Origin of the sequence: Mycobacteroides sp. H001 (assembly GCF_001440005.1) — a bacterium.
GTDB lineage: Bacteria > Actinomycetota > Actinomycetes > Mycobacteriales > Mycobacteriaceae > Mycobacterium > Mycobacterium gwanakae.
Window position 1 is genome coordinate 38,281 of sequence record NZ_LJYH01000052.1, and the last position, 12,937, is coordinate 51,217.

A 12,937-nucleotide genomic window follows, 5' to 3' on the forward strand; every position below is an offset into this window, starting at 1 on the left:
GAGGGCTGTGAGCGACCAATCCTCCGAATCCCTGCGCGCGCCGTACACGATCGAGTTCGGATTCGAGCGCACCGTCGGCCCCAAGATCGGCACCTTCCTCGGCGGACTGCGGGACGCGCGATTGTTCGGAGTGCGGACAATCCATGGTCAGGTCTTGTGCCCGGCGCTCGAGTTCGACCCGGCCGATGCCGCCCCTACCGGCGAGCTGGTAGAGCTCGAACCGAAGGGCGTTGTCCTGCAATGGACCTGGGTACGGTCACGGCCGGCAGACGAGTTACAGGACGATTTCGCATGGGCGCTTATCCGCATCGACGGAACCACTAACGCGATGTTCCACGCCGTCGATGTCGGCGGGAATCCCCTGACCATGAAAACGGGACTGCCCGTCGTCGCACGATGGCGCCCGGACCGTGTCGGCGCCATCACCGATATCGTCTGCTTCGAACCGGCGGGCCCGCAGTGACCGCACTACCCGAACCAGTCTCTTCGATCGCCAGCCCGTTCCGCATGGACTACACGTATGTGGCGGGATCCGGGCGTTCCATCTTCCTGCGCGGGCTGGCGCACAGGCGCCTGCTGGCACGCCGATGCCCTGGCTGTCAACGCGCGTACTGTCCTGCGCCGCAATTCTGTTCACGATGCCTGACGGAACTGGGTGAACCGTTCCCCCTTGCCGGGACGGGAACGGTGGAGACCTTCTGCATCGTGAGCTTCCCCTTTCCGGGACAAGTGTTCGCGCCGCCCTACGCAGTGGCGCACATCCAGTTGCACGGCGCCGACAACAGACTCATGCACATGATCGGAGACACCGCGCCAGACCTCGTTCACATCGGCATGACCGTAGAGCCGGTCTGGGTGACCGATGAGGAGCTCGGTGCCAGCATGCAGAGCATCCGCTACTTCCGGCCAGTGCCAGGCAAGGCCGCCCATGCGTGATGTTGCCGTGGTTTCTTTTTCCCAATCGGCTTGTACTGCGGCAAATCTTCGTGACGATATGGCCGAGATCCTGCTACCCGTGGTCCGCGAGGCCCTCGAACAGGTAGGACTGCGCCGCGAGGACATCGACTTCTACGCATCGGGCAGCCATGACTTCTTCGAGGGCCGTACCTTCGCGTACATCGAGTCCCTCGACGCTGTCGGCGCCTGGCCGCCGATATCGGAATCCCATGTCGAAATGGACGCCGCATGGGCGTGTTACGAGGCCTGGTCATGGCTCCAACTGGGCCACGGTGATATCGCCCTGGTGTACGGCATCGGCCGCGGCGCGCTGCCCACCGACCTGGACCAGGTGGCCCCCGCTTCACTGGACCCCTACTACCTGACTCCCCTTCATCCGCATCGGCATGCGATCGCCGGTCTGCAGGCGGCGGCCGTCGTCGAGGCCGGTATCACCACAGAGCGAGAGATGGCCGATGTGGTGAACCAATCGCTGACCGATGCGTTGTCGAATCCCTTCGCGCTCAGGGCAGGTGCTCCGGGAGTCGAATCGCTGCTGGATCAGCCGTACATCGCCTCGCCACTGCGTCCACACGATGTGGCGCCAGTCGGTGACGGCGCCGCGGTACTGATCCTGGCCACCGGTGATGTGGCACGCCGCCTGGCCCGGCGTCCGGCGTGGATCAGGGCGATCGATCACCGGATGGACACGCACTACCCCGGCTCGCGGGATCTCACGGTAGTGGACTCGGCGCGCATCGCCGCCGACAAGGCAGCAGCCATGGCCGGTTTCACTGCCGCCAGTGTGGAAGTCGCCGAGCTGCACACCGAGTACAGCTATGTGGAACCGCTACTGACCAAAACCTTGGGCATCGACAACGTGCTCGTGAATCCATCCGGTGGGCCGCTGGCGGGTGCGCCCGCTACCGCTACCGGGTTGATCCGCATCGGTGAATCGGCTCGCGCCATCATGCAGGGCCGCGCCACTCGAGCACTTGCCCACGCCACCAACGGCGCTGCACTGCAGCACAATCTGGTGTGTCTCATGGAGGCGAGCGGATGAGCGCCCGTGTCGCCGTAGTCGGTGTCGGCCAAAGCAAGCAGGCCAAGAAGCGTGAGGTCAGCATCGCGGCGCTGGTGCGCGAGGCGGTGGACGGCGCGCTGGCCGACGCGGAGCTGACGTTCGGTGACATCGATGCGATCGTGCTCGCGAAGACCCCCGATCTCTTCGACGGCGTGATGAATCCGGAGCTATACCTCGCCGACGCGATGGGCGCGCGCGGACTGCCGGTCACCCGGGTGTTCACCGGCGGCAGCGTCGGAGGACACGCAGCCATCTATGCCGCACACCTGGTGCAAGCCGGACTTGCCGGAAGGGTGCTGGTCGTCGCGTATTCCAAGGAGTCAGAGGGCAACTTCACCTGGGCGCTGTCCCGGCCGCTGCCGTTCAGTGCCCAGCTGGGTGCCGGCGCGGGTGGGCATTTCGCACCCGTCATCCGCGAGTACATCCGCCGCTCGGGCGCCCCGGAACACATCGGCTGGCAAGTCGCGGTGAATCATCGCCTCAACGCCATTCGTAACCCATACGCGCATATCCATAAGCCCGATATCACCATCGAGGAGGTGCGCAGCTCGCCGATGCTCTGGGATCCCATCCGGTTCCTGGAATCGTGCCCGTCATCCGACGGCTCGTGTGCGGTCGTCGTTTCTTCCGAACTGTTCGCGACGCATGCGCCACGACCGCCCGCCTGGATTCACGGCACCGGGTGGCGAACCGAGACAGGCCATTTCGCGGGCCGCGATGAGGTGAATCCACGCGCCGGGCAGGAGTGCGCCGCCGCAGCGTACCGCGAGGCGGGGATCACCGACCCGGCCACCGAGGCCGATGTATCCGAGCTCTACATCCCCTACAGCTGGTACGAGCCGATGTGGATGGAGAACATCGGGCTGGCTCCCGAGGGAGCGGGCTGGCGTGCCGTCGACGAGGGCCACACCGCGTTCGGGGGCAGACACCCGATCAACCCGTCCGGTGGCGTGCTCTCGGGCAACCCCACCGGCGCGACCGGCCTGCTTCGATTCGCCGAGGCCGCTTTGCAAGTGCGGGGGCTGGCGGGAGAACATCAGGTCGACGGTGCCCGACGCGCGATAGGCCACGCCATGGGCGGCGCATCGCAGTTCCATGCTTTATGGGTGGTGGGGAGCGAGAAACCATGACCGAAGATCGAGAACTTCTCGTCGAGCGGGACGGCCCGATCGTCATCTTGACCATGAACCGTCCGCATCGGCGAAATGCGCTGTCCACCAACATGGTGGGACAGCTTGCTCAGGCCTGGGACGAGATCGATCGGGACGACGGCATCCGCGCGGCCATCATCACCGGCGCCGGTAGCGCCTACTGCGTGGGAGGTGATCTCAGCGATGGCTGGATGGTCCGGGACGGCTCCGCGCCGCCAATCGACCCTGCCGCCATAGGCAAAGGACTGCTACTCACCCATACCCTGACCAAACCGCTCATCGCGGCGGTCAATGGTGCGTGCCTGGGTGGCGGATGTGAAATGTTGCAGCAGACCGATATCCGTGTTGCCGATGAGCAGGCCACGTTCGGTCTTCCGGAGGTACAGCGTGGGCTGGTCCCCGGTGCCGGATCCATGGTCCGGCTCAAGCGGCAGATTCCCTACACCAAGGCCATGGAAATGATCCTCACGGGCGAGCCGCTCACCGCCCAAGAGGCCTATCATTTCGGCCTGGTGGGCCACGTGGTGCCGGCGGGCACCGCATTGGACAAGGCGCGAAGCCTCGCCGAACGCGTGGTGCGCAACGGCCCGCTGGCAGTGCGCAACGCCAAGGAAGCTGTGGTGCACAGCGGTTGGATCGCCGAGGAAGACGCACGCGCCATCGAAGCCCGCCTGACCCGCCAGGTGATCAGCTCCGCCGATGCACGCGAGGGGCTGTCCGCATTCCGCGAGAAGAGAGAGGCCCGGTTCACCGGCCAATGACCGACATCGCATCTGAAACAGACACCTCTGCACATGATTCCACCGATCAGCGATTGCTCAGCGCCGCCGAGCGACTGTTCGCCGAGCGTGGCGTGGATGCGGTGTCACTGCGCGCCATCATGGCGGCGGCGGGCACCAATGTCGCATCGGTGCACTATCACTTCGGATCCAAGGAACGTCTCATCGAGGCGCTGCTCGATAAATACCTGAATCAGCTCGAAAAGCGCCGGTTCGCGTTGTTGGACATCGCCGAAGAAGCCGGGACACTGCGAACCATTGCCGAGGCGATCGTCGTCCCGCTGTCCGAGATCGGCGAAGAGGGCGGAACCGCATGGCTTTCCACCCTCGGCAAGCTCCTCATCAGTGGGCACCCCGCGCTTATCCCGATGAGCGTGAGTTTTCAGCCTCAGGCCGCGCGACTACAAGAACTGATCGTGCGGCTGCGCCCGAACGCCTCACTGCCGTCAATCCGATTCGGGGTGACCCAGGCGGTCACACTGACCTGCGTAGTTCTGGGCGACATCGCGCACACCAATCGACTGATGTCCCTGAGCGGCACCTACCTCGACGACGGGCAGATGAATGCGCAGCTCATCGACATGGTGACCGCCATCCTGGCCGGACCTCCGGCAGAGAACTAGGCACTCCCCTCCTTGAAAGCGTCGAAGGACCGGCGCAATTCGCCGGTGGCAGTACACATCACCTGGGTCCTGTTCTCCATGTCCAGCGCGTGACGCAAGCTCGGCGCGTCGACCGTCTGCCACATCGTCTCTTTGGTCATCCATACCGCCAGCGGTGAGTGCACGGCGATTTCTTCGGCCTTCGCAAGCGCCGCGTCAAGGAGGGTTTCAGTGGGCACCACGTCGAAGATCAAGCCGATCCGTTGCGCCTCGTCGGCGCCGAATACCCGTCCGGTCAACATCAGCTCTGCGGCGCGGGCCGCGCCCACCAACCGCGGCAGGTGATAGCTGGTTCCCATATCGCAGTTGGATACCCCATGACGGATAAACACGGCGCCGAATGAGGCCTCCGGGCAGGCGAACCGGATATCGCAGGCCAGCGCCAATGCGAACCCGCCACCGACCGCGTGTCCATTGACAGCAGCGATGACGGGCTGACGCATCCGGTGAATCCGTTCGAACAGCGAGGCCATCAACTCCTGAGCCGCGAGCGTACGCACCAGCTCCGAGTCGGTGGCACCGAGCAGCGCGGCCGTGGAGGTCGCCCCGATATTGGTGAAATCGGTGGGCAGCGATTTCAGATCGGCTCCGGCACAAAATGATGCGCCGATTGCGGTGAGAACCACCACCCGCACCTTGGGGTCGCCATCGGTCTTCTCGACCACGGAGTGCAGCTCGGCCACCGTCTGCGGGTCAAGTGCATTACGGCGTTCGGGACGATCGATCGTGACCACCAGGATTCCGTTGTCGCGATGCTCCGTGCGAATCATCGGGCCACCAACCCTCCGTCGGCGATGATGGTCTGACCGGTGATGTAGCTGCCCGCATCGGAGGTCAAAAGCAGTGCGGTACCCACCATTTCGTCGGGGAGTCCGAGCCGTTTGAGATGATTGGCATTGGCCATTCGTTCCACCTCGGCGGGCGGGGTCTTGCGCACCATGTCGGTGTCGATCGCGCCGGGAGCGAGTGCGTTGACACGCACACCCCGCGAAGCGAGCTCGGCCGCCGCGGACCGCGTGTATGAGACCAGCGCCGCCTTGGCTGCCGAGTACATGGAGACCCCTTGGCCAAACATGAAGGCGCCCACCGAGACGACGTTGAGCACTGCCGCGTGTGAACTGTTCACCAAATGTGGCAGCGCGGCTTGCACCAGAAACACCGGCCCCCGCAGGTTCACACCGAAAGACTTGTCCCACCCGTCGACGGTGAAGGCACCCACCGGTTCGGTGAGTGCATTGGCGGCGTTGTTCACCACGATGTCGACACCGCCGAACTCCTCGACGGCGGCCTGCACCAGATGTTGCAGGGATTCGATATCGCCCGTGTGCGTCGGTACGCCCAGCGCCCGGCCGCCCAGGGAGCGCAGATGCTCGGCCGCCTCGGCGCACGCTTCCGGTTTGCGGCTTGCGACAACCACATTGGCGCCTGCGCAGGCATAACCTTCGGCGAGAGATCGCCCGATCCCACGGGTGCCCCCGGTGACGATAGCCGTACGCCCCGTGAGGTCGAACAGGCTGGAGAAGGTTTCTCGGTTCATCGTTTCCTCACTTTTCGCTGGTCCACAATGCTCGCCGCGAACACCACACCAAGAATCTGCTCGATGAGCGCTTCGTCGGCGGTGCCGCGCAAGACGCCGTGGTAGACGGCCATACCCACAACGGTGTCGAAGAGCGCATCCGCCCCGGGCCGGTCCGCACACCGGCCGGCGGCGACAGCCTCGGCGTGTGCCGTCCGGAACGCTTCGCGCAGAGGCATTTCGGTGCGCGCGACCAAATCCGCATACTGCCCCGGTTCGCGGTGGTACTCGACGAGGAGTCCCGGCATCGCGGCGCGGGTAGCGGGATCGGCAGTACTCGACCACAGCGCGCACCACAACGGGCAGATAGTCCTGGAATTCGCCGCGATCGGCGAGGGCCGCGGGCCACGGGCGGTCCGCGATCGCACTTTCCACCATGGCGGCCTGCGTTGACCAACGCCGGTAAATCGTGGGAGCACCGATGCCTGCGACGCGGGCCACGGCGGGGATGGTGGTGCCCTGATACCCCTCGGTCGCCAACATCTGGCGCACGGTCTCGCGCACCGCGTCATCCTTGTCCGGATCGCGGGGACGTCCCCCCTGGCGTCTATCCACTATCCCAAGCCTCCCTAGTTTCGATATTCGAAATAACGATACTAGGGAGGTTTAGCGGAGGGAAGGGTCTACCGGTAGGTGGCGAGGACCTGCTTGCGCAGTCCGTCGGTGGCGGTTTCCATGGCGCCCTTGATGGCCCGCTTCAGCACGAATCCGGGCAGCGGGATCAGCGGGTCGACCGTCAGCTCGAACTTCACGTGCGTCTTGTCACCCTTGGGCGTGAAGGTGTACTTACCGTCCTGACGGCGCTGCTGACTGGCCTTCACCAGGGTCCAGCTGACCGTATCGGCGCCCCAGGTGTAGGCGACGGTTTGTTCGTCGGTGATGCCCGCCGTCTTCACCTTCATCTTCACCTCGTGCGGTCGTCCGTCGTCGCCCGTGGTCAGCACCGTCGAACTCTGATGCGCCGAAGACCATTTCGGCAGAACCTCGAAGTCTGCGATGACATCCATGATCTGCGCGGGGGTCGCCTCGATGACTATTTCCCGGGTGTCGCTAGTGGCCATGGATCTGACCCTAGCGACCTCGCGAGCGCTAGACGGTGAATCCCCCGTCGATGTTGATCGCGGTTCCCGTGATGTACCAGGCCTCATCCGATGCCAGATAGCTCACCAAGCTGGCGATATCGCGAGGCTGGCCATAGCGCCCTACCGCGATGTTGGGGAGCAGGATCTGCGCCAGCTCGCCATTCTCTGGGTTCATATCCGTGTCCACCGGGCCCGGCTGAACGTTGTTGATCGTGATGCCCCGGGGGCCGAATTCGCGCGCCAGCCCGCGCGTGAGGCCTGCGACGGCCGCCTTCGACATCGAGTACAGCGATGCGTTGGGGGTAGGCGAATGGTCGCCGTTGATGCTGCCGATGGTGACGATCCTGCCTCCCTCGGCCAGATGCGGGGAGGCCGCCTTGATGGCCGCGAAAACAGCCCGCACGTTCACCGCGACGATCGCGTCGAAGTCTTCCAAGGTCGCGGTATCCACGTCGCCAAAGGATGCGATGCCGGCATTGTTGACCAGAATATCCAGTCCGCCAAGGTGTTCGGCCGCCTCGTTGACCGCAGCCGTGAGCTGGGCCGGGTCGGATACATCGGCCTTGACCGCCAGCGCCCAGCCGCCGTCCTCCTTGACATCGGCCACGACGTCCGCGGCCGGTTGCGGTGAACTCGAGAACGTGAAGACGACACGCGCACCATCTTCGGCGAGCCTGCGCACGATAGCTGCGCCTATTCCGCGCGATCCGCCGGTGACAAACGCGCGGCGACCCTTCAGTGGTGGAGTCATGGTGGTCCTTCCGTAGGTACGCACGGGTCAAGTGGACTCAGGTCCGAAACATTCCCCGTCATGCCAAACCGCCACGTTATGCGCCTCCCACCGGCATACTCGCTGTGTGTCGTCACCTGACATTCACCCCAGCCTCCGTTTGGCGGCCAAGGTATTTCCACGACAGGTCGGCCTGCCACGAACCCTTTCCACCCTGCGCGGATTGATCCGCGCCTCAGGGCTGTTTCCCAGATTTGGGGTGCGGACCGTGGCGGTGAACGACGACGTGACGGTTCGTGCACCCGTTCCCAAGAACCTGACCGAGCCGTCCCCGGCTCTGTTATGGATTCACGGCGGCGGTTATGTGATGGGCACGGCACGTCAGGATGACTTCTTCTGCCGCAAGGTCATGCGGGAAACGGGGCTTCCCGTCGTGTCGGTCGACTATCGGCTGGCACCCGAACATCCCTATCCGACACCCGTCGAGGACTGCTATGCGGCGCTGCGCTGGCTATCGGTGCAAGGCTGGATCGACCCAACACGCCTCGCCATTGGCGGCGCCAGCGCCGGCGGCGGACTGACCGCAGCACTTGCGCTACTGGCTCGCGATCGGGGCGAGGTCGCACCGGCGGCGCAGCTGCTGGTCTACCCGATGCTCGACGACCGCACCACCGCGCGCACCGACGTCGACGAAACCAACCTGCGGATGTGGAGCACCAAAAGTAACCGGTTTGGCTGGGACTCGTACCTGGGGGACACCGACCGCAATGTCGCCGTACCGGGTCGGCGGTCGGACTTAGCCGGAGTGGCGCCGGCCTGGTTGGGCATCGGGACGGCCGACCTGTTTCACGACGAGGACCTCCTCTACGCCGAACGTCTGCGTGCCGCCGGAGTGCCCTGCGAGCTGGAAGTCGTGGAGGGCGCTTTCCACGGCTTCGACAGATTCGTACCGTGGGCCGGGGTGTCGAAGGACTTCGTGGCCAAGGCGTGCCGAAGTCTGCAGGGCGCGCTCATTTGATCGACGCCTGACGGCCCCAAGTCTCTGAATACGGCTGGCCGACAACGGCTCTCTGGGGTCTTTGGCATCCACTCCGTCGACCCCGTGACGAAACAAACCGAACCCCTATGGGGTACCGCCACAGCCTTGCATCCCACGCGCTAATGTAAATGAATATCGTTATCGTTGTCGTTAGTGCGGGTGGAGGGTGTGGAGTGGCTATGCCGGTGTGGATGGCTTCGCCGCCGGAGGTGCATTCGACTCTGCTCAGCGCAGGTCCGGGTCCCGGACCGCTGCTCGCCGCTGCAGCCGAATGGTCCTCGCTGGGGGCGCATTACACCGCGACGGCCGATGAGCTCCGGGCAATTCTGGCCGCCACCCATGCGGCAACGTGGCAGGGTCCCAGTGCGGACACGTATGTGGCGGCGCACATTCCGTACCTGGAATGGCTGACCCAAGGCGCCATCGAAAGCAATGCCCGTGCCGCTCAGCATGGTACCGCCGCGGGCGCATACAGCACCGCGCTGGCAATCATGCCCACTCTTGCCGAGCTGGCCGCCAACCACGCCACGCACGCGGCATTGTTGGCAACAAACTTCTTCGGTATCAACACAATTCCCATCGTTGCCACCGAGGCGGACTACGTCCGCATGTGGATTCAGGCCGCCACGACGATGACGGTGTACCAAACCGCCTCCGAGGTCGCCCTGGCGTCTACACCGCCTTCCACACCGCCTCCATCGATCCTGCATGACCATGAGCATGACGATCACGACCACGAGCACGGCCATGACGACGACCACGGTCATGGAGACCTGGACCCCACCAACCCGGAGTGGTGGGTCCACGTGGCCGGTGAGATGGTCGAGCATCTCAAGCTGCTGTGGAACAACCTGCTGACCGATCCGGCAGCACTGTTGACCAACCTTCCGTTGGTATTGGCGGATGTCGCTTTTCATGCCGCACAATTGGCTTCAACAATCGGCCAGTTCGCCCCGGTGCTGATCCAGCCCGCGCTTGCTCTAGCGATCGCGAGCCTGAGCTCAGTGGTCGGGTTGGCAGGCCTGGCCGGAATCCAGCCGTCGCCTGAAATCGTTGCGACGGAACCGAACCCCGTCCCGGAACCTCCTACCGCGGCGGCTGCTGGGACAGCCCCCGCCTCTAGTTCATCGCCGTCGGCTCCCGCACCGGCCCCCTCCGGCGCACCAGCGCCATCCGCACCAGGTACCGCGCCTGCGCCGTCGTCTCCTCCCCCACCCGTCGGCGATCCAGGTTTCTCGTTCCCGTACGGGGTCGGTGGCGGCCCCCGCATCGGCGCCGGATTGGCTCTGGCGAGCCAGGTCCACACGAGAGCCAGTACGTCAGCCAGGAACTCAGCATCAGAACGCGCGGGGACGGCGGCGACGGCCGCAGCGCGACAGGCACGCCGACGACGCGATCGGAGCAAGCAAGAAGGCCGCGCCGTCGAATACATGGACATGGACGCCACCGTGACCCTTGACAGGGGCGAGCCCTCCGCGACGGCTTCACACCGCAGAGCCGGACCCATGGGGTTCACCGGCACTGTGCCCAGAACAGGCCTGGCAGCAACCGGATTGGCCACATTGGGCCACGATGACGACTTCAGCAAGGGCGCTCAGGCGCCGATGATCCCGAACACCTGGGTCCCGGACGGCGCCGACGAAGATTAGCGGCGCCGTATTCGGTGTGCACCTAGCAGGTGATCGAGACCAGAGCGACCTTGTGATCGATCACCGACACAGTTGTCGGAGCATTCCGCACATCCCGGGCCGGCTGCGCCGAGTAGACCGGGGACTGCTCCTCCACGGAAGCAACGCACCTACTCAGATCTGTCGCAGCGCCACTCTTGGAGACGATCACCCGGTAGCCCTTGGCTTTCAGGTCGTTAATAACGGCACTCGCATCACCGACCCCCGCAGGACCCGCGTGAGCAAGCCCCGGGGAGCCCACGGTGCCGATCATGCCGACGGCCGCGATAGCAAGCAGTCCAGTCCGCCAGTGCGTCCCCCGCCACGCTGAATGGGACCGGTCTCGAAGGGCAAACTTAACCATAACTAGATACTATACTGGTTAAGTATTAATTAACAATATCGCTTTCGTGAGCCTATGACGGCAGTGACTATGCCTCAGGTAATAGACACGATTGGTCCACAGATACAGAAAAACCCGCCGTCTCCGGCGGGCTCTCGTGGTGGCCAGGGCCGGGATCGAACCGGCGACCTTCCGCTTTTCAGGCGGTTTAACCTGCGCCACTTCGGTATTCGTGCTGGTCGTACCGGACGAAATCGGAGCACCTGGGCCCACTGGAGCGGGTTGGTCTGGCTGTGTGGCCGGGTAGTGGCCGGATAAAAGTCTTCATTTAGCTCCTGACGGGAAAACCCCGACGCGTTCCATTCCAGCGGTTACGTCGGGGTTTTCGGGGAGCAGGTACTCCGATGTCGATTGTTGCATCGACGGTTGATGATGTCCACAGCACTGCAGGCGCGGCGGAGGCCGGCCCGGTGGCCGCGATGGTGCCGAGCGCCCGAGGCCGCCAGGCCGCAGGGCGCGAGAGCGCAGCGTTGCGCCAGAAGCGGACGACGGACGGCCAGAGCCGCGACGGGCTTGTTATATGTGCCAAAAGTCGCCGCGCCAGGGACCATGAGGCGCGGCGGTCGCAAGCAGAGGCTGAAGCGGCTCAGTTCCAGCGTCGCCTTGGGTTACGGTTCCCGAGCCCGGAGATGGTGTCATCAGCCGCAGCGATGTTCGAAAAGTCCGAACGGACGTCGGTTGAAGCGGCTCGGTTTCGGATAATGGTCAGCCCAGGAGTTGTTCGGGTTGCCTGGCGAAATCCGGCGCACGAGAAGTCAAGCGATCACGCGCTGGTTCGCCGAGCTGAGTCCGTCGCGGATTGGGAAAGCCGCCTGGAGGGTCTGTTACGGCGCGCCCGGGCACTGGATCCAGCCGCGCTTGCGGCAGTGGTGGATGCGGATTGGTCAGCGATACGACCCGTTCAGCGGTCGGCTCGGCGGTCGGCTCGTGTGATCACGCATTGGTCGCGCAAATCGCGCTCCATGATGTGCAGAGTTTTCGCAGAGCTCGATTACACGCCGCTAATCCAGGGTAAGCGTGTTCCCGCCATGGTCACACTGACGTACCCGGGTGACTGGGAAACGGTAGCGCCGGACGGTGCGACGGTGAAGCGGCATCTTGAATCCTGGCGTAAGAGGTATGAACGGGCGTGGGGCGAAAAGGCTACGTACATATGGAAATTGGAGTTTCAGGGACGGGGCGCTCCCCACATTCATTTGTGGATGGCGCCGCCGCTGGGGACTGACCGTTGTAACCGTGGGTTCGCGGAGTGGCTGTCGTGGTCGTGGTCGATGGTGGTGAATCATCCCGATCCGGCCGAGAAGCGTAGGCACCGAGGAGCCGGAACTCGCATCGACACGCTGTCGGGGTTGAAAGCTCGCGATCCAAAGCGGTTGGCAATTTATTTTACTAAGCATTCGTCGCCAAACAGTGAGGGCGACAAGGAATATCAACATATCGTCCCCGAAACTTGGCAGCGGCCAGGTAAGGGGCCGGGGCGGTTCTGGGGTGTCTACGGTCTACGTAAGGCGACCGCCGCGGCTGAGATTGCCCAGCATAGTTACCTGATGGCGCGGCGCATTATTCGCCGCTGGTCACGAAGCCAAGCTGTCTACAGTTCGGTCGGCAGTCGTTTTCCGTCGACGGTTGTACCGCGGACGGCATTTCGGCAGGTAGCTCGGGTTGATCGCAGCACCGGTCGCGTCACTTATCGACGTGTGCGCCGCCGAAGGCTCTTGTGCGATCAAGGGGGGCTAGCCGGAGGATATGCACTGGTCAATGATGGGCCAGCTTTTGCTTCGCAATTAGCACGAGCGTTGAGCTGATACCTCCTGGCCGTCCGGCGTGT

At 64.2% G+C, this 12,937-nt stretch carries 14 protein-coding genes and 1 pseudogene; 9 read left to right on the forward strand and 6 right to left on the reverse strand.

Annotated features, from left to right (window positions below):
• The first annotated feature begins 7 nt into the window (after window positions 1-7).
• The 6 genes from AOT83_RS26195 to AOT83_RS26220 are packed head-to-tail and all read left to right on the forward strand — an operon-like array spanning window position 8 to window position 4,573.
• The gene (locus AOT83_RS26195; RefSeq protein ID WP_030094290.1) at window positions 8-463 is read left to right on the forward strand and encodes an OB-fold domain-containing protein; all 456 of its coding nucleotides are present in this window, start codon (window positions 8-10) and stop codon (window positions 461-463) included.
• On the forward strand, window positions 460-936 hold the full coding sequence (locus AOT83_RS26200; RefSeq protein ID WP_057965671.1) for a Zn-ribbon domain-containing OB-fold protein: 477 nt from the start codon (window positions 460-462) through the stop codon (window positions 934-936). Before AOT83_RS26195 ends, AOT83_RS26200 begins: the two co-directional genes overlap by 4 nt.
• Window positions 929-1,999 carry a lipid-transfer protein gene (locus AOT83_RS26205; protein WP_030094288.1) on the forward strand — a complete coding sequence of 357 codons (1,071 nt, stop codon included), beginning with the start codon at window positions 929-931 and terminating at the stop codon, window positions 1,997-1,999. The genes AOT83_RS26200 and AOT83_RS26205 overlap by 8 nt, the downstream gene beginning before the upstream one ends.
• Window positions 1,996-3,150 carry a thiolase domain-containing protein gene (locus AOT83_RS26210; RefSeq protein WP_030094287.1) on the forward strand — a complete coding sequence of 385 codons (1,155 nt, stop codon included), beginning with the start codon at window positions 1,996-1,998 and terminating at the stop codon, window positions 3,148-3,150. Before AOT83_RS26205 ends, AOT83_RS26210 begins: the two co-directional genes overlap by 4 nt.
• Window positions 3,147-3,932, forward strand: coding sequence for an enoyl-CoA hydratase-related protein (locus tag AOT83_RS26215; protein ID WP_030094286.1), 786 nt, complete (start codon window positions 3,147-3,149; stop codon window positions 3,930-3,932). The genes AOT83_RS26210 and AOT83_RS26215 overlap by 4 nt, the downstream gene beginning before the upstream one ends.
• Window positions 3,929-4,573, forward strand: coding sequence for a helix-turn-helix domain-containing protein (locus tag AOT83_RS26220; protein ID WP_030094285.1), 645 nt, complete (start codon window positions 3,929-3,931; stop codon window positions 4,571-4,573). The genes AOT83_RS26215 and AOT83_RS26220 overlap by 4 nt, the downstream gene beginning before the upstream one ends.
• Here AOT83_RS26220 and AOT83_RS26225 read toward each other — a convergent pair.
• The 5 genes and pseudogenes from AOT83_RS26225 to AOT83_RS26245 all read right to left on the reverse strand — a co-directional run bounded on the left by AOT83_RS26225 (window position 4,570) and on the right by AOT83_RS26245 (window position 8,021).
• A complete protein-coding gene (locus tag AOT83_RS26225) occupies window positions 4,570-5,382 on the reverse strand; it encodes an enoyl-CoA hydratase/isomerase family protein (protein ID WP_057965670.1) in 813 nt (270 codons plus the stop codon). The genes AOT83_RS26220 and AOT83_RS26225 overlap by 4 nt on opposite strands.
• On the reverse strand, window positions 5,379-6,149 hold the full coding sequence (locus AOT83_RS26230) for a glucose 1-dehydrogenase (RefSeq protein ID WP_030094283.1): 771 nt from the start codon (window positions 6,147-6,149) through the stop codon (window positions 5,379-5,381). Before AOT83_RS26230 ends, AOT83_RS26225 begins: the two co-directional genes overlap by 4 nt.
• Window positions 6,146-6,743: pseudogene (locus AOT83_RS26235) on the reverse strand (TetR/AcrR family transcriptional regulator). Before AOT83_RS26235 ends, AOT83_RS26230 begins: the two are co-directional and overlap by 4 nt.
• A 68-nt stretch (window positions 6,744-6,811) precedes the next feature.
• Window positions 6,812-7,249 carry an SRPBCC family protein gene (locus AOT83_RS26240; RefSeq protein WP_030094281.1) on the reverse strand — a complete coding sequence of 146 codons (438 nt, stop codon included), beginning with the start codon at window positions 7,247-7,249 and terminating at the stop codon, window positions 6,812-6,814.
• Window positions 7,250-7,277: 28 nt separating this feature from the next.
• Window positions 7,278-8,021, reverse strand: a complete 744-nt coding sequence (locus AOT83_RS26245; protein ID WP_030094280.1) for a 3-oxoacyl-ACP reductase family protein — start codon at window positions 8,019-8,021, stop codon at window positions 7,278-7,280.
• Window positions 8,022-8,127: 106 nt separating this feature from the next.
• Here AOT83_RS26245 and AOT83_RS26250 point away from each other — a divergent pair, with 106 nt between their 5' ends.
• Window positions 8,128-9,018: an alpha/beta hydrolase gene (locus AOT83_RS26250; protein ID WP_057965669.1), complete on the forward strand. Its 891-nt coding sequence runs from the start codon at window positions 8,128-8,130 to the stop codon at window positions 9,016-9,018.
• A 200-nt stretch (window positions 9,019-9,218) separates the two neighbouring features.
• The gene (locus AOT83_RS26255; RefSeq protein WP_057965668.1) at window positions 9,219-10,688 is read left to right on the forward strand and encodes a PPE family protein; all 1,470 of its coding nucleotides are present in this window, start codon (window positions 9,219-9,221) and stop codon (window positions 10,686-10,688) included.
• A gap of 22 nt (window positions 10,689-10,710) precedes the next feature.
• Here the strand turns inward: AOT83_RS26255 and AOT83_RS26260 are convergent, their stop codons facing one another.
• On the reverse strand, window positions 10,711-11,070 hold the full coding sequence (locus AOT83_RS26260) for a hypothetical protein (protein ID WP_232783254.1): 360 nt from the start codon (window positions 11,068-11,070) through the stop codon (window positions 10,711-10,713).
• A 458-nt stretch (window positions 11,071-11,528) separates the two neighbouring features.
• Here AOT83_RS26260 and AOT83_RS28290 point away from each other — a divergent pair, with 458 nt between their 5' ends.
• Window positions 11,529-12,914 carry a hypothetical protein gene (locus AOT83_RS28290; protein ID WP_234797652.1) on the forward strand — a complete coding sequence of 462 codons (1,386 nt, stop codon included), beginning with the start codon at window positions 11,529-11,531 and terminating at the stop codon, window positions 12,912-12,914.
• Window positions 12,915-12,937 lie beyond the last annotated feature (23 nt).

Coding starts and splice junctions, on each gene's coding strand:
- AOT83_RS26260 (WP_232783254.1), bottom strand. CDS start 11,070: ATGGTTAAGTTTGCCCTTCGAGACCGGTCCCATTCAGCGTGGCGGGGG.
- AOT83_RS26220 (WP_030094285.1), top strand. CDS start 3,929: ATGACCGACATCGCATCTGAAACAGACACCTCTGCACATGATTCCACC.
- AOT83_RS26205 (WP_030094288.1), top strand. CDS start 929: ATGCGTGATGTTGCCGTGGTTTCTTTTTCCCAATCGGCTTGTACTGCG.
- AOT83_RS26215 (WP_030094286.1), top strand. CDS start 3,147: ATGACCGAAGATCGAGAACTTCTCGTCGAGCGGGACGGCCCGATCGTC.
- AOT83_RS26240 (WP_030094281.1), bottom strand. CDS start 7,249: ATGGCCACTAGCGACACCCGGGAAATAGTCATCGAGGCGACCCCCGCG.
- AOT83_RS26230 (WP_030094283.1), bottom strand. CDS start 6,149: ATGAACCGAGAAACCTTCTCCAGCCTGTTCGACCTCACGGGGCGTACG.
- AOT83_RS26225 (WP_057965670.1), bottom strand. CDS start 5,382: ATGATTCGCACGGAGCATCGCGACAACGGAATCCTGGTGGTCACGATC.
- AOT83_RS28290 (WP_234797652.1), top strand. CDS start 11,529: ATGGTGCCGAGCGCCCGAGGCCGCCAGGCCGCAGGGCGCGAGAGCGCA.
- AOT83_RS26245 (WP_030094280.1), bottom strand. CDS start 8,021: ATGACTCCACCACTGAAGGGTCGCCGCGCGTTTGTCACCGGCGGATCG.
- AOT83_RS26255 (WP_057965668.1), top strand. CDS start 9,219: ATGCCGGTGTGGATGGCTTCGCCGCCGGAGGTGCATTCGACTCTGCTC.
- AOT83_RS26210 (WP_030094287.1), top strand. CDS start 1,996: ATGAGCGCCCGTGTCGCCGTAGTCGGTGTCGGCCAAAGCAAGCAGGCC.